The sequence below is a fragment of the Piscicoccus intestinalis NBRC 104926 genome (assembly GCF_001515525.1).
In the GTDB taxonomy this organism is placed as follows: Bacteria; Actinomycetota; Actinomycetes; order Actinomycetales; family Dermatophilaceae; genus Kineosphaera; species Kineosphaera intestinalis.
The window spans coordinates 1-15,898 of record NZ_BCNQ01000112.1; the positions used below are offsets into that span (position 1 = coordinate 1).

Below are 15,898 nucleotides of genomic sequence, written 5' to 3' on the forward strand. Positions count from 1 at the left end.
AGCGCTACCGAGAGTTCACGGCAACGATGCCGAGGCCGGTACACGTGGCTGCCTCCCGCTCTGATGCAGGTCTCCGTGACAGGCTTCCCGGATGGGACCAGATCCGAGAGCGTTGGGCGATCCCCAGACCGCCCTGAAGGATGGGCTGCGGATCGCGCTGGCTGCTGATTCGCCGTTGCGTCGAATGCTGCCTGACGACACCGGCGAGCGGTTGCGCCAGGTGCGTCGCCACCTTCCGACGCGGGCGGCCCGGGCGCTCGACCGGCAGATCGGCGGCGCGGGCCTGCGCCTCGATCAGGCGCAATTCGCCGCAGCCTTCGATGCCGCCTCGGTGCGACCGCACGTACCGGCGGAGCCGATCCGCCTGTGGATCGCGCCGGCCAATTTCGCCGGCCAGGGGCGGGCCTGGGCCGAGGCGGTGAACCGGCACCTGCCCGGGGCGAGCGCGCGCAATATGGCGGTCGCTGGGCGGATCCCGTACGTGGCCGACCAGCTCGTGGCGCCGCAGGTCTACCGCGACATCGCGTGGCAGCGGGCGCAGGAGCGGTACGTGCTTCAGAACTACACGCACGTCCTCGTGGAGTCGGAGCGGCCGGTCTTCGGCACGCTGTACGGACGCACGTGCGTCGAGGACGTCCGCCGGCTGCGGGCCAAGGGGCTGAGTGTGGCGCTCATCTCGCACGGCTCGGACCTGCGGGTGCCCAGCGACCACGCCCGTCGGCACCCGTTCTCCCCGTTCGCGCCCGATTCCGGCGCCAGCCCGGACGTGTACGGGCTGCCGGGCGAATGTGCCCGGCCGATCGTCGACGCGACGACCGCTAAGCTCGAGGTGCAGGCGCGCCGCAACAGGGACCTGTTGGCCCGCTTCGACGGCCCCGTCTTCGTCTCCACCCCGGACCTGCTCGACGACGCACCGCACGCCGTGTGGTGCCCGACCGTGGTCGACCCCGAGGAGTGGAGCCGCGACGCCCCCGTGCTGGAGCGGGCCGTGCCGCGGGTCGTGCACATCCCCAGCAACGGCCACCTCAAGGGCTCGGCGCACATCGACGCCGCACTCGCGCCGCTGGCGCAGACCGGCCTCATCGACTACCGCCGCCTGGAGGCCGTCGGCCGCGAGGAGCTCAAACGCGAGTACGAGCAGGCCGACATTGTCGTCGATCAGGTGGCGATGGGTTTGTACGGCGTCGCGTCGATCGAGGCAATGGCCGCCGGGCGGGTCGTGCTGGCCTACCTCGGGGAGCCAGTGCGCGAGCGCATCCGCGCGGACACTGGGCTGGAGGTGCCGATCGTCGAGGTGACCCCGGAGACGCTGTCTCCGGCTCTCGAGCGGCTGCTAGCCGATCGGGCCTGGGCGCGGAGCCGGGCCGCCGAGGGGTCCTCCTACGCCTACGGAGTTCACGACGGGGCGCGCTCGGCCGCCGTACTGGCCGGTTGGCTTTCGCTGGGCCGCAACTCATCGCGATGGGACTCGGACAAGAACAAGAGCTGACGTCACCGCGACACATCCAATTGGATCGGGGTCTTCGACGAGATTCCAGTCCGGTGGGTATACAGACCCCGCCGTCGAAGGCGATTGACTTCCCGGTGCGGATGCAAAGCGCGAATGAAACTAGTCATACGTCCGACTAGTTTCAACTGCTTAGGAGGCCTGGTACCAGACCTGACATATCCGCCGTGTTGGCGTGCAACTTGAAGGGCAGTTGCAGTTGCATGCTGCTATGATGTGCTCAGTCCCGTTGTCATGGAACGGTTTCGGGTCAAATGGAACCACTGGGGGATGCCATATATGTGCTCGCCTGCCTGGCGTAGCTACCTGAACGGGCATTGGAGCAAGCCTCATGGAGACAGCCAATGGACAGCGCCAGCAGAACGCAGCGCTCGATCCACAGAAGACCCCCGCGCCGCCATGATCGCCGCTGATCCGCCCTCCCGGCCGAAACCCTCGCATGATCCTGCGATGCGCTGCGACCCCGTCTCCGCTGTTGAATCCGAAGCTCTAGGGGCGGTCGACGATGGCGGGAATGGTGCCGATCACCGCCGCTTGCGCATTAAGCCTTTGCAGGAGTTGAGCGCGACCAAGCAGATGGTGATCGGGCTTCGTTGCGAGTTGCGCGTTGCGCACGAGCAGCTGGATCGAGCGCGGATGCAGGCAGAAGCGGCGCTTGATGCCAACCGATGCGCCGAAGCCCTCCTCGCGAAGACCACCTCCCAGGCCGGTGCACGGGCCGATGCGGCGCTGTCGTCCGGGCCCCACACCGTGACCCCGTGTATTCACGACGTGTGGCACGGGCTCCGGTCCCTCACCGGCGACGTGTGTCGGAACCGGGTTCGCCCGGTGGGCCGCAGGCTGCATCGTTCCCCGTTCGTGCGCGTCATTCGACACCGTCGCGTCGAGGCACCCGGGGCGGGTCGCCGGTGACGGTCGATCTCCTCATCTGGCCGACGACACCGCGGCGGGCACCTTGTGGGTTGTCCATCCTGTTCGTCACCGGATTCGAAGAGCCCACCAAGGCCTACGTCTACCTGGCCTCGGGAATCGAGGTGCTGCTAGTCCAGCATGCCCCCGGGATGTGCGTTCTCTTCGGTGCTGCAGGGCCTGGGCGGCATCCACTGGGCGGGCCACGACGAGCAGAGCATCCGACCTTCCTTCGAAACGTACGTCTTCCCAGCCCGAAACGACCTCCGGCGCAGCGAGCAATCTTCGGCCGAAGCCACTCCAAGCCCTTCCTGGCATCGCCGGTGAGGAACCTTGGGGTGCGGCGAATTGGTCGATGCCGGGAGTTGACCGGGCGCCGAGCCGGGATTTCTCGATCTGTCAAAACTGAGGATAGGTAGCCGCATGACAGCCAAAGTACTGATGATGGTGGCCAACGACATCCATCACGACACGCGCGTCTATAAGAGCGCCCTTGCCTTGGCGGACGGAGGTGTGGATGTCACCGTGCTGGGGTACACACCGGGGCAACACCGGGAAGAGACGTTCTTTGGCCCCGTCCGTATCATCCGCGTTCCGGTTCCGTTCCGCTTGCGTGAGCGCGCCAGGCAACGCAAGAGCCGAACGGTGGTTCCCCCCGTTCCCAACGCTCGGGAGCAGCGCGTCGCGCGGCTCCAGGTCGAGTTGCGTCGCCGGGAGGCGGCCGAGTTCCGGGAACTGGCATTGCGGGCCCGGGCGCAGTGGTCCCGGGGCAAGATCATTGGCCAGGGCGCGATGTGGCGGGTCCAGCGAGGGCTGGGCCGTCGTGAACGACTCGTGCGGGAAGCGGGCGCCAACTGGTGGGGCGGCCGCACCTCCCTGGCGTCCTGGCGACGACAGCTTCCCGAGATCGACGACTTCGACACGGCCTACGCGCCCGTCATCGATTCGCTGGACTGGCAGATCCTGCATGCGCACGATGTGCATCACGTGGGCACCGCCGCCCGTGCCGTTGCGCGACGCCGCCAACAGGGGCGGCCCGCGGCGTGGGTGTACGACGCCCACGAGTATGTGGCCGGCCTGCCGATCTTCCCGCCCCGCACCAAGCGCTTCATCGCCGCGTACACCAAGCTCGAGGCGGAATACGTGCGGCGGGCGGACGCGGTCATCACCGTGACCCCCGCCCTCGCGGACCAGCTCCGCGACCAGTACGGCCTGAAAGCCACGCCGACTGTAGTGATGAACGCCCCACAGCTGGAAACGAAAGTCGAGCTGACCAGCGACGACGTGCGTACCGCCTGCGGCGTGGACGACTCGACACCACTTGTCGTCTACAGCGGCGGCGTGACACCCGCGCGGGGTGTCGCGACGGTCATCCAGGCGTTGAAGCTGTTGCCCGGCGTGCACTTCGCGGTGGTGTGCGTGCCCAGCACGCGGACGCAGCATGCGCTCATGCTGCGTCGCGAAGCGGGGGAGTGCGGCGTTGCCGACCGCGTCCACCTTGTCGAGCCCGTCGCGCCCGCTCAGGTGTCCGAGTTCCTGGCCACGGCCGACGCCGGCGTGCACCCCCTGCTGCATTTCGGTGGGCATGAGTTCGCGCTCCCGAACAAGCTCTTCGAGTACCTGCACGCGGGGCTCCCCTTGGCCGTCAGCGACTGCCGGGCCTTGTCGGAGTTCGTGTCCGACAACGCCGTCGGGACCGTCTTCACGGCGCAGGACCCCGAGTCCTGCGCCCGGGCGCTGCGCGAACTCCTCGGCTCGCGGGACTTGTTGCGTGCCCGCATCGTGCAGGACCGCGACTTGCTCACCCCGTATGGCTGGGAGCGGCAGGCGGTCGTGTTGCGCGATCTGTACCGGGACCTGATGCGCGACCGCGCCGCGGTGGCCGAACCGGCGCGCGGTACGGCCCTTCAGGACGTGTCCGAGCGGCCCGCCTGGCGTGATCAGGCACCCTCGGTGCTCGCGATCGGTCCGGCCAACATGGCGGGCCAGGCGTGGCAGTGGGCGAAGGCGCTAGAACGCGAGTCTCCAGGAGTCAACACCGAGGTCGTCACAATCGACCGGGGCCAGGTCCTGATGTTCGAGTCGGATCAGCTGGTCCAGTCATCCACGTACCGCAACGACGAGCAGTGGTCCGCCGACCTGCGCGGGCACGCCCTCAAGACTTGGACCCACGCCCTTCTGGAATCCGGGATGCCGATCTTCGGCACCCGAGGTGGACGGCGATTCGAGGACGACGTCACGCTCCTGCGCGGGCGGGGGGTGCGTGTGGGCCTGGTCCTGCATGGATCGGAGATTCGTGATCCGGCCGTGCACGCGATGTCCGCCCCCTGGTCGCCGTTCACCGATCCCGCCGACCCGTTCACCGAGCGCCTCCAGAACCAGGTTAACCGCCTCGCGCCGAGGATCCGACAGTTCGCTCGCGGGGGTGGGCCGGTCTTCGTCTCTACCCCGGATCTGCTGCAGTGGGTGCCCAACTCGATCTGGCTCCCCGTGGTCGTCGATGTGCAGCGATGGCAGGCCCCGGAGCCGGCCCTGGAGCGGGAGACACCAGTCGTGCTGCACGCGCCGAGCCAAGCGGCCCTCAAGGGCAGCGCGGTGGCCGACGAGATCGTCGCACGCCTGGAGAAGGAAGGACTCGTGGAGTACCGGCGTCTACAAGACATGGCCCCGGAGCAGATGCCCGAGGTCATCGCGGGCGCCGACATCGTGCTCGACCAGTTCGCCTTGGGGATCTACGGCGTCCTGCCGTGCGAGGCGATGGCTGCGCAACGGCTGGTCATCAGCCACGTCCTGCCGCAGACGCGACAACACGTCAGGGCCGTCACGGGCCGGGACCTGCCCATCCTTGAGGCCAACCCCGACACGCTGGAACAGACGCTGCGGGACGTGCTCGTCAACCGGGGGCCCGCCCGTGAGCTGGCTAGGTCTGGAGCCGAGTTCGTCACGGCCGTCCACAACGGTCGCTACTCGGCTCAGGTCCTGCGAGAGCGTTTCAACGTTCGGAGCTCGTCGGACATCGACGCGACGCAACTCGCGGCCGATGCCGCCTGCGCCGCTTCGGCAGCGCAGCTGCGCGCCGCCGAAGCCACGCAGACGGAGCCGAACGCCCGCAGCGCCTAAGCCGGGCAGACCTGGCTGTCGCCGAACACCAGAGACGAGCGACCCTGCCTCCCCGGCGACGCGGCCCGGCCCCCGCTCAACGGAAGCGGGCCCGCGCGGCCGTACAGTGCAAGTGTGCCCGCTCGGATCCTCATGATGGTCGGCAACGACATCAAGCTCGACACCCGCGTCTACAAGAGTGCTCTCGCGCTGGCGGACGGTGGTCTGCATGTGACGATCCTGGGGTGGAGCCCGACCGGGTACGGCGAAGAGACCCGCTTCGGGCCTGTGCGCATTATCCGTCAGCCCGTGCAATGGCGGTTCCGCGACCAGGCTGCGGCGAGGCGCACCGCGCACCGCGACAGGCGCCTCGTCCCCCCGGCGCCCACCGCCTCGGAGAAGGAGGTCATCAGGCTGCGCTACGCGCTGCGCCGCCAGGAGGCAGCAGAGCTGGGCGGTCGCGTGGCCGACGCCCGGATGTGGTCGACCCGGCTCCGCGGGGTGTGGCGCAATCAGGTAGGGCGGGCGCTGGGCGCACTGCGTTCCCGGGAGGACCAGTGGCGGGAGGCCTTCGCGGAGTGGCTCGACGCTCAGACGGCCGGGGTGTCATGGCGTCGGGTACTGCCCGAGATCGAGGACTACGACCTGAACTTCGCGCCCGTCATCGACGATCTCGACTGGGAGATCCTGCACGCCCACGATGTGCACCATGTGGGGACGGCGGCGCGAGCGGTGGCCCGGCGTCGCGCCGAAGGCCGGCCTGCGCAATGGGTGTACGACGCCCACGAGTACGTCCGGGGTCTGTCGGTGTACCCGCCGCGGACCACCCGCGTCGTCGCAGCCTTTGCCCAGCTGGAGGCGGAGTACATCCGGCGCGCCGACGCGGTCGTTACGGTGACGCCGGCCCTGGCCGAACAGCTGCGCGACCAGTACGGACTCGACCGGACACCCACGGTCGTCATGAACTCCCCTCAGCTGTCGGCCGTGCCTCGACTAGAGGGGCCGGACGTGCGTGCCCACTGTGGCCTGAGCCCGCAGACACCGCTCGTGGTCTAAGCGGGGGAGTCACGTCCGCGCGCGGGGTGCCCACGCTCATCGAGGCGCTCACGAAGCTGACCGACGTGCACCTGGCGGTCGTCTGCGTGCCGCATTGCCGCACGCGCCGCATCCAGCAGATGCGTGAGCGGGCGGTGGAGCTCGGGGTTGCCGGCAGGTTGCACCTCCTGGATCCCGTGGCCCCCTCTCAGGTGGCCGCGTATCTTGCTACCGCCGATCTCGGAACGGCGCCGTTCCTGCACTTTGGCAGCCATGAGTTTGCGCTGCCGAACAAACTGTTCGAGTACCTTCACGCCGGGCTTCCCTTTGTCGTCAGCGACTGCCGCGCTCAAGCGGAGTTCGTCACCGAGAAGGGCATGGGCGCGGTGTTCCCCGCCGCGGACGTGGTCGCCTGCGCCGCGGCCATCCGGGACGTGCTGGATCGTCGCCAGGCGCTGCATGAGCGGATCGTCGGGGACGACACGCTGCTCGAGCCCTTCTCCTGGCGGCGCCAGGCGGCCAGTCTGCGCGGCCTGTACCGGGACTTGCTCGGCGGCGAGTCGAGCGTCGGCTCGCCGCGATCCGAAACGCTTCTGCAGGACGTTCACGAGGAGCCCGCGTGGCGGGACGGTCCGCCGGTCGTCGGGATCGGTCCGGCCAATTTCGCCGGCCAGGGGTGGGCTTGGGCCAAGGCCCTGGAGCGCGGTGTGGAAGGCCTCCGGACGCGTGTCATCAAGGTGGATCGCGGTGATGTCGTGACCTTCGGGGCCGACGACATCGTCGACCTGGAGACGTTCCGTCGTGATCGCTCCTGGGGGGAGCTCTTGGAGCGCGATGCCATGGCCGAGTGGACGCACGCCCTGCTCGAAGCCGGCCGACCGTTGTTCGGCGTTCGCAACGGCAAGGACTTCGAGGGCGACCTCAGGCGCCTGGTCGCCCGAGGCGTCCGCGTGGGGCTGATCATGCACGGGTCCGAGATCCGAGACCCGCGCCGCCACGCCACGACTACTCCATGGTCCCCGTTCACCGACCCCGGGGACGAACTCACGGCCAGCTTGCAATCGCAGCGCGACGTGCTCATCGTCAAGGTGCAGGCGTACGCGGATCAGGGTGTGCCCGTGTTCGTGTCGACCCCGGATCTGCTCCCGGACGTGACGGGCTCCGTGTGGCTGCCCGTGGTGGTCGATACGCGGCGCTGGGTCCCTGGGCCGGCAGTAATGAACGGGCGTCTGCCGGTCGTCGTGCACGCGCCGAGTCGAGCCGCCATGAAGGGCAGCGCACAGGTGGACGAGATCGTCCAGCGACTGCATGAGGGTGGGGTTGTCGAGTACCGGCGACTTCGGGGTGTGCCTCCCGAGCAGATGCCCGAGATCATCGCCGACGCCGATATCCTGCTCGACCAGTTCGCCCTCGGAAGTTACGGCGTGCTGGCCTGCGAGGGAATGGCAGCGGGACGGCTGGTTCTCGGGCACGTCACCCGGGAGGTCCGCCGCTCCGCGCGCGACGCTGCCGGGGTGGAGCTGCCGGTGGTGGAGGCGACGCCCGACACCATAGAGGACGTGCTGATGGAATTGGCCCGGGAGCGGGACGCGGCTCGTGTGCGCGCGGCGGCCGGGCGGGAGTTCGTCGAGGCGCTGCACGATGGTCGCCGTTCCGCCGGTGTGCTGGTGCAGGCCCTGCATCTGCCTGGCTGAGGGCGTGGGATAAGTCGGACGTCCGAGTGTCTTTGGCGCTCTGCGCACACACTGTTAATAGCCAGTCGGCGCTTACCTCGGGGCGTCTGAATGGCTGCTGAAGACTGATACAGTGTGCCTAGTTTCGTTGCAACGGAACGGATTCTGGGTCATCTCGCACGGCTGGGGGGCAGTGCTGACCCATCTCAGTGCGCACGCGTCCGTCGTGGCGCTTGCGCGTCCGGGAATTGACACAGCCCTCACGGAGACAGCCCATGGACAGCAATGGCACAACACAGCGTGCAATCCATAGAACAGGCTCCGACGACGCGGACGCGGACGAGGCCGTGACGCAGACGGTGCCCAGGCCGACGGGCAGGCATGACGGCCAGCGGCTCCGTGACCCCATACCGACCCTGCCGGCCCAACGCCCACAGCCCTCGATCGACAGGGGCGCCGCGCCCGATCACCGACGGTTGCACCGTCAGGCCCTGCAGGAGCTCAGCGCGACGCGGCAGACGGTGGACGCCCTTCGTCGTGAACTGTGCGAGGCCCACGAGCGGCTGCACTGCGCGCTAGTGGACGCCGAGGAGGCCCTGGAAGCGCGACGGTGCGCGCAGGCCCGTCTCGCGCAGACGATGGCACGGCCCGGCGCCAGGGTCGACAGTGCGCTGCTGGCGGCGCGCGAGATGGTGATTCGCTGGGGGCCCGCCATACGGCGTCTGCTGTCTCGGATCGCCTCGGTCCTTGGCCGGAATTGGCTTGTGCGTAAAGCCGCTGGGCGGCTGCTGCCCGCCAGGTGGGTCCGCGTGCTGCGGCGCGGCCTCGCTGGGGCAGGGGTCGATCGTCGATGACGGTCTCGCTACTCGTGCGGCCCGACGTCACGATGCTGCGCGCCCTGGCCAGGCCAGCCCCGGACGTGGTGATTATCACGCCCGGCTACCCGGGCCTGTTCGACGATGACGGCCTCGCCGTGCGGCAGCGGGTGGAGGCTTACGAGGCGGCCGGGCTGGCGTGCCTGGTCATGCGGCTGGGCAACCACACCCCGGGCGTGATCGTGGACGACTCGACGGGCTCGCCGGTGCTCAGGACCGCCCCCGAGCTCATCGGGCGGTTGCTGGCGGCCCTCGTCGGGCCGCCGTCTCGGGTGCTGGTACATTCGCCGACCCCGGATGTGATAACCGAACTGTTGCGTTGGATGGACCCCGAGAACATCGTCTTGTGGTTCCACGGCGGCGAGCTCACCGATCACCGCAGACTGTTCTTCAGGTGGAGCGAGGGCGAATACGCCGCGCGGCGGGCGCACCTGAACGACGAATGGCAGCAGCGCTGCCAGGCGGGCCGCCGGGTGCTGGCCATGGAAAGCCTCACGAAGGTTTTCGTGTCGGGAGCCGAGCTCATGGACGCGCAATTCGACACCGGGGTTCGCGCGGTCAATGCTGAGGTCATTCACACGGGGATCGACACCGACTACTTCGTTCCTCGCCGACGCACCGACGACGACGCGGCTCACGTTCTCGTGCAGGCCGGCGACCTGGTCTTTGATGATGGCCTGGATATCGCTGTGGAAGCTCTTGCTCTCATGTCAGGCAGCCCCCGATTCGAGGACGTGAAGGTAACGCTCCGCGGTCACGGCGAGCGCTTCCGCGAGCACGTGCGGGCGTTGGAGGGATGGCCGAATGTCACCGTCCGCGAGGGCTGGCCGAGTCGTGCCGACAGCTCGGCGTGCTATTACGAGCACGGCGTCTTGCTGCACCCACGCCGGATCGACCCGGAGGGACTGGTGCTGGGCGAAGCGATGGCCGCGGGCATGGTCGCCCTGGTTGGCGACGTGCCTGGCGTGCGCGAGTACGTCGACAGGAGCTGCGGGATCCTGGTCCCGCCCGATTCCCCACGTCACCTCGCGGCCGCCATGTGGCGGCTGATCGACGACTCGGGGGCGCTTGGTCCGATGTCTGCTCGGGCGGCCGAGCGCGTGCGCGCCGAACGCGACCTGACACACACATCAAGCCGTGAGCTTTCCCTCATCCAAGGCTCGAGGACGTGAGCGAGATGGCCATCGCGATGCCGGTGGACGAAATCGATTATCAGCCGGTCGTTCTGGCGAATCACGACTGGCAGGAGGATCTCGCGTGGCGTCACGGCTGGCGCGCCGTCCGGTCCGCGGGACGCCTCCTGCGGGTGGACGGCGACGCGGTGCTGATGCCGTCGCAGGACTGCTCGACGGCGAACCCCGATGTCCTCGGGCCCCAGCTGCCGGCCTGGCGGACGGTGCTGCGGCGGATCGCCGAGGGCTTTGCCGACCCGCTCGTGCTCGTGGGTCTCGGCGACCCGCTGCACGGTCTCGGCCACATCGCGCGAGCCGCCATGGGGTGGGAGTACGGGCTTCTCATCGGCGACGACTACCACATGTTCAGCCCCGAGATCTATGCGTTGACCAGCGGGTCCGCGGGAATGGTCTATCAGTCGGCCCAGGCACGCGCCGCCTTCACGAGGTACCTGGTGAGCCCGGTGCGAGACCTCCGTTTCACGAGGCCACCGACGCGGCCGACGCGGGCGGGGGCCACGACGGCTCGACCGTCAGTAGCAGCAGCGGGTTCCACGCAGGGCGACGAGCCCGCGGACGTCGTGCGGGTGCTCCTCGTCAGCTACTTCGGCAAGGACTGCCGCACAGTCTCGGTCAAGCGGCTTGGGTACTGGTTCGACGAACTACCCGGCATCTCGGAACTGCCGATGCGCGTGGACACGGTGACTGCCTTCGAGGAGACGCCGGAGGCCGATTCGGGCACGGTGCACGTGGTGCCCGACCTGTTCGGCGCGTGCCTCTTGACGGACGCCGGTGAGCTGCCGGCATGGGGTGCCGCGGCGATCGCGAACGAGCGACTCGACGCGGCCCACCACAACACGATGGGCGCCTATTGGATCCACGCGGTGCAAGAGTACTTTGCCCGCCGCGGCGACACCTACGACGTCGTCATCATCAGCGGCAATCCGTTCAGCATCTTCCCGTTTGCTGCGTTCGCCAAGCGCCGGTGGCACGCCAAGGTCGTTCTCGACTATCGCGACCCGTTCGCCAACAACCCTCGGGGGCGATCCGCCGCGAAGACGACCGCGTACAACCGCTTCATCGAGCGGGGTTTCAACTTCATGGCGGACGCCGTGACGGTGGTCAACGCCGAGTGTGTCTCCCGTGTGGAGGCCGTGCCCGGACTCCCGATCTATCAGATACCCAACGGCTTCGACGACCGGCTCGTGCCCGCCGACGATGCGACGCCGCCCGACGACGGCCTTGTCCACTTCGTGCATGGCGGCAACTTCACCTCCCCGGGCGAGCTGTTCGTGCGCGCGCTCGACCCGGCGCGGCATCGTTTGCATCAACTCGGCGACGTCACCGTGCCGCCGGTCGAGGACGGCGTGGTTGTTCGGCACGGCCGGCTCGATTCAGCCGGGGTGCTCCTCGCCGTGGGGCGCGCGCACTGCGGATTGTCAATCCTGTCGATAAGCGGATTCGAGACCCCCACCAAGGTCTACGACTATCTGGCGATGGGCATCGATGTGCTGCTCGTGCATCACGGCGACGCCGCCCGGTGCGCGCTCTATCCGGTTGTACAGGGCCTGGGCGGCATTCATTGGGTGCACCACGACGAGGCGAGCATCCGCCGTTTCCTTGCGACCTACGTGCCCGGGCCGAAGCGACCGTTGACGCAACGAGTGATTTTCGGTCGACGCGCAGCCACGGCGTCTTTGGCCGGGCTCGTTGCGGACCTAGTGGGCCGTGTTTGAAGTTGGTTGACGGTTTGCCTTGTTGAGGATCTCTTCTGGGGTCTTGGTCCAGACGAAGGGGTGACAGCGGTCGTTCCAGCCGTCGATGAAGGCGCGGATCTTGGCATTGAGGTCCTTGACCGAGCCGAAGGATCCGCGGTGGATGGCCTGGCGTTCGATGATGCCGAACCAGACCTCGACCAGGTTGAGCCACGACCCGGAGGTCGGGGTGAAGTGGACATGGATCCGCGGGTTGGCCGCCAGCCAGTGGCGGACCTCGACGCGCTTGTGGGCGGCGTAGTTGTCCATGACCAGGTGCAACTCGACCTCGGGGTAGGCGTGGGCGATCTGCTTGAGGAAGGCCAGGAACTCCTGGTGACGATGGCGCGGCTTGCGGGCGCCGGTGACCTTGCCGGTGGCGATCTCCAGCGCCGCGAACAGGGTCGTGGTGCCGTGCCGCCGGTAGTCGTGGGTGCGCCGCTCGGGCAGCCCCGGTTGCATGGGCAGCATGGGCGCGGTCCGGTCCAGGGCCTGAATCTGGGACTTCTCGTCCACGCACAGCACCACCGCGTTCTGCGGCGGGTCCAGGTACAGCCCGACCACGTCGGTGACCTTGGCCACCAACTCGGGATCGGTGGAGAACTTGAACGTCTCGGACCGCCACGGCTGCACCCCGTACTCCCGCCACGCGGTCGCGACCGTCTTGTTCCCGATGCCCAGGTGCCGGGCCAGCAACCGCGTCGACCAGTGCGTCACCCCGTACTTCTTCGGCGGCGGCGCCAGCGTCACCGACACGATCCGGGCATGATCGACCGTCCGCGGGCGGCCCGAGCGAGGCTCATCGACCAGACCACCCAGGCCCCTGGCCTGGTACCGGCCGCGCCACTTCAGCACGGTCGCCTTCGACGTGCCCATCCGCTGCGCGATCCGCTCGTTCGCCTCCCCGTCGGCGGCCGCGAGCACGATCCTGGCCCGCAGCACCTCCCCGGCACGAGCCGCGGTCGAACGATGCCACCGCTCCAACTCGTCCTGGTCACCCTCCCGCAACGTCAGCGCTGGGGCCGCTCGATTCGCCATGCCCCATCTTCCCAAACCACGAACCGTTTAGGAACTAACAACACGATCCACTAGTGGGCGACCCGCACATCCCCGACCCCTCCGTCGCGACGCACGTGTAACTAAGAGTTTACTCTTCCTTGACGGAATGTGGCGGTTAAGCTGGAATCGAGCATAAGTTACCGCCCCGGTGCTGCGATAGTGTTCAGTGGTGTCGTATATAGCTTTCTTGATCCTGGCAGATGATTTCCGGCACAACATCAGGGCCCGCGCCGCAGCCGTGGCATTGGCCGACAGTGGGGCCCAGGTAAGCGTGCTGGCAGCGGGTTCTGAAGGTATTGCATGCTGCACTCGGCTGGGCTCCGTCAACATCGTGCGGATTTCGTCCGGGGGTCCATCCCTGGCCAATGACGTTTCTCCTGTCGACGCGGGATCACCGGTCTCAGCGGAGTCAGAGGAAACATCGAATTCCGGGAGCGCCGCCCTTCTTCCGGTTTTCCGACCGATGGCGGCCGTCCCGTTTCTTACGGGTCTGAGCTGGCCCCGGTACCGCAGTGGTGGGCGTGACGAGAACGCCTACGAAAACTATCTCGAGGGACACGAATGGGACGTTTTGCATATATTCGACCCGAGCCACATCGATCTCGCCAAACGGGCGGTCGAGAGTCGTCGTGCGTCCGGGCGCCCCGCTCGATGGGTGTACGACGCGCGGGGCCGGTGGCGTGAATTCCTGCCTGCCCATGGTGCCAGCGCGCCGGGGGAACGGGGAACCGCCAGGGTCCCGTGCGTCGGCTTCGAGAGCGCTGACGCGGTGGTCACCGACAGGCAGCTGGCGGCGGATCTCATCCGCGACCTGTGGCCGGATGCCCATCCGCTGACCGCGGTGGTTCCCGACGTCATGGAGCCCGACCCCCGGTCGTGCGCGATCGAGCCGCCCTGCGGTGGCACGGAGCCGGTCGACGGACCGGGCACGGCGACGACCCGGGCCGCCGGCGGCCTGCGCGAGCTGTACCGTCGCCTGCTTGGCGTCGCCGCCGCGCCGGAACCAGCGTGGGACACCTCGCCCTGGCGGCTCCGCGAGACATTGTCGTGGCGCGACGACCAGCCCTCGTTCGTGGCCATCGGACCGCGCAACCTGCACGACCAGGGTGTGGAGTGGGGCCGCGCCATCGAGCACGATCTGTCGGGTTCCACCGCCAAGGTGATCGTTGCGGGGGCCGGCTCGATCCCGGGGCGAGCAGCCGATGTGACGATCGCCCGATCGGACTACGTCCGCAACGACTCCTGGGCGCAGCCTCTGGTCCGGGAGTCGGCCTCGTGTTGGACCCACGTGCTGCTCGAGTCGGGTCGCAGCCTGTTCGGCGGCGGTAACCACTGGGCGGTCACGGACGCGGTGCGGCTCCTCGCGCTGGGGGTGCGGGTCGGCCTCATCGTGCACGGGCAGGAGGGCGGAGACCGCGTTCGGCCCTCCGCCCTCGCCGTCCCGCCTGTCTCATCTGCAATGGCTGCCCGGATCGTCACCGATGTCCTGAAGTGTCATGGCCGGGTCGTCGACGGCGATGCTGTCGATGGCGATGCTGTTCGTGGCGATGATGACAACGAGCCGGGCGCAGACCCGCAGGCACAGGAGGCACCCGGATCGCCAGGCCCCGGAGGGGCCGCCCGGGGTGCCGCGGCCGCCGCGGCCGACTTCCTATGCCGTGGGCTCGGCCCCGTCTTCGTCACAACCCCCGACCTCGCGCACCGGCTGCCCGGATCGACCTGGCTGCCGCTGATCGTCGACGACCGGCACTGGGCGCCGGGGGCGCCGGTGCTGAGTGGCGACCGGCCGGTCGTGCTTTACGTCTGGCGCCGTGGCGCGCTAACGCGCAACAGGCGAATGCACGATGCGCTGCGACGACTGGACCGGCAGGGGGTCGTCCGCTACGTCCAGTGGCAGCCGACCGCCTCCGGCCACCGGGCGCAGTTTGCGTGCGCGGACATCGTGATCGATGGATTCGCCACGGGCGGATACGGGCTGAGCGCCGTCGAAGCGATGGCGACCGAGCGGATCGTGATCGGGAACGTGGCCGACTCTGTCCGGGCGTGGGTCGAGAAACGGGTGGGACTGCCCCTGCCCATCGCGCAGGCCACGCCGGACACCCTGCAGGACGCGCTGACCGCCCTGCTCGCCGATCCCGCCGGCTCGCGGGAACGAGCCCGGACCGGTCGCGACTTCGTAAGGGCCGCACACGACGGTCGCTACTGCGCTCGGGTGCTCCGCGAGCACCTGAGGCTTCGCGGGGATGACGCCCTCGCCGCGGCGCATACCGGCGCTACGGCGGCCAGGCAGGCGCAGGCGGCGGCCACCGCCCAGCTGGGCGCGATCGGGCGCATGGAGGCCGAGGGGCCTAGCCCGGGCCTAGCCCGGCCGCACGCCAGGGGATCACGGCGAGCCGGTCCGGCCGGTCCCGGCCGGCCGCGGAGCTTCGCGCAACGGGAGGATGATCACGATGTGGAAGTGGATCACACCGCTGATCGCGGTGCGGGGTGGTGGCATTTACGGTGACCGGGTGCGCCGAGGCGGTTGCCCAGGAGGGGCGCGCCGCCGCCGGCTTCGTCGCTGGATGGCCACGGCCCCCGCGACGACGCGCGACGGCACGGCCGAGGTCGGCTCGCTCGTCACACTTGTAGAGCGCGACGAGAGCGCACTGGGCGCCTACCGCGTCGGCGCGGACGCGCTGCCCGGCGTGTCCGCCGATAAGCGCTTGTACGCCTCGTCGGGCATCTCCCCGATGCGGGCTCCGGGAAGGGCCCCCGTCCCAGCCAGCACCAGATCAGACGCCGGGCCGGACAAGCCAGAAACAAGCGCTGCCCT

At 68.7% G+C, this 15,898-nt stretch carries 11 protein-coding genes; 9 read left to right on the forward strand and 2 right to left on the reverse strand.

The window, feature by feature from the left end; genetic code table 11:
- Window positions 1-112: 112 nt before the first annotated feature.
- Complete coding sequence (locus PINTE_RS15800) at window positions 113-1,489, forward strand: glycosyltransferase family protein (protein WP_157087293.1); 1,377 nt, start codon at window positions 113-115, stop codon at window positions 1,487-1,489.
- Between the two features lie 507 nt (window positions 1,490-1,996).
- Here PINTE_RS15800 and PINTE_RS22825 read toward each other — a convergent pair.
- Window positions 1,997-2,287: a hypothetical protein gene (locus tag PINTE_RS22825; protein ID WP_157087294.1), complete on the reverse strand. Its 291-nt coding sequence runs from the start codon at window positions 2,285-2,287 to the stop codon at window positions 1,997-1,999.
- A 552-nt stretch (window positions 2,288-2,839) separates the two neighbouring features.
- Between PINTE_RS22825 and PINTE_RS15805 the strand changes: the two genes are divergently transcribed.
- From PINTE_RS15805 to PINTE_RS15825, 6 genes are all read left to right on the forward strand, one after another.
- Window positions 2,840-5,536, forward strand: coding sequence for a glycosyltransferase family 4 protein (locus PINTE_RS15805; protein ID WP_084343678.1), 2,697 nt, complete (start codon window positions 2,840-2,842; stop codon window positions 5,534-5,536).
- Window positions 5,537-5,650: 114 nt separating this feature from the next.
- Window positions 5,651-6,571 (forward strand): glycosyltransferase family 4 protein, encoded by a 921-nt coding sequence (locus tag PINTE_RS24470; RefSeq protein ID WP_245642987.1) that lies wholly within the window; start codon window positions 5,651-5,653, stop codon window positions 6,569-6,571.
- 26 nt (window positions 6,572-6,597) lie between these two features.
- Window positions 6,598-8,244 carry a glycosyltransferase gene (locus PINTE_RS24475; protein WP_245642988.1) on the forward strand — a complete coding sequence of 549 codons (1,647 nt, stop codon included), beginning with the start codon at window positions 6,598-6,600 and terminating at the stop codon, window positions 8,242-8,244.
- 254 nt (window positions 8,245-8,498) lie between these two features.
- Window positions 8,499-9,077 carry a hypothetical protein gene (locus PINTE_RS15815; RefSeq protein ID WP_157087295.1) on the forward strand — a complete coding sequence of 193 codons (579 nt, stop codon included), beginning with the start codon at window positions 8,499-8,501 and terminating at the stop codon, window positions 9,075-9,077.
- On the forward strand, window positions 9,074-10,270 hold the full coding sequence (locus tag PINTE_RS15820; RefSeq protein ID WP_068432717.1) for a glycosyltransferase family 4 protein: 1,197 nt from the start codon (window positions 9,074-9,076) through the stop codon (window positions 10,268-10,270). The genes PINTE_RS15815 and PINTE_RS15820 overlap by 4 nt, the downstream gene beginning before the upstream one ends.
- Window positions 10,267-12,006 carry a glycosyltransferase family protein gene (locus PINTE_RS15825; protein ID WP_068432719.1) on the forward strand — a complete coding sequence of 580 codons (1,740 nt, stop codon included), beginning with the start codon at window positions 10,267-10,269 and terminating at the stop codon, window positions 12,004-12,006. Before PINTE_RS15820 ends, PINTE_RS15825 begins: the two co-directional genes overlap by 4 nt.
- Here the strand turns inward: PINTE_RS15825 and PINTE_RS15830 are convergent.
- Complete coding sequence (locus PINTE_RS15830; protein ID WP_084343679.1) at window positions 11,989-13,062, reverse strand: IS630 family transposase; 1,074 nt, start codon at window positions 13,060-13,062, stop codon at window positions 11,989-11,991. The genes PINTE_RS15825 and PINTE_RS15830 overlap by 18 nt on opposite strands.
- 484 nt (window positions 13,063-13,546) lie before the next feature.
- Between PINTE_RS15830 and PINTE_RS15835 the strand changes: the two genes are divergently transcribed.
- Both PINTE_RS15835 and PINTE_RS23965 read left to right on the forward strand, forming a co-directional pair.
- Window positions 13,547-15,589, forward strand: a complete 2,043-nt coding sequence (locus PINTE_RS15835) for a glycosyltransferase (RefSeq protein ID WP_157087296.1) — start codon at window positions 13,547-13,549, stop codon at window positions 15,587-15,589.
- Window positions 15,590-15,647: 58 nt separating this feature from the next.
- The coding region (locus tag PINTE_RS23965; RefSeq protein WP_217996615.1) for a hypothetical protein at window positions 15,648-15,898 on the forward strand (251 nt) is incomplete at its 3' end.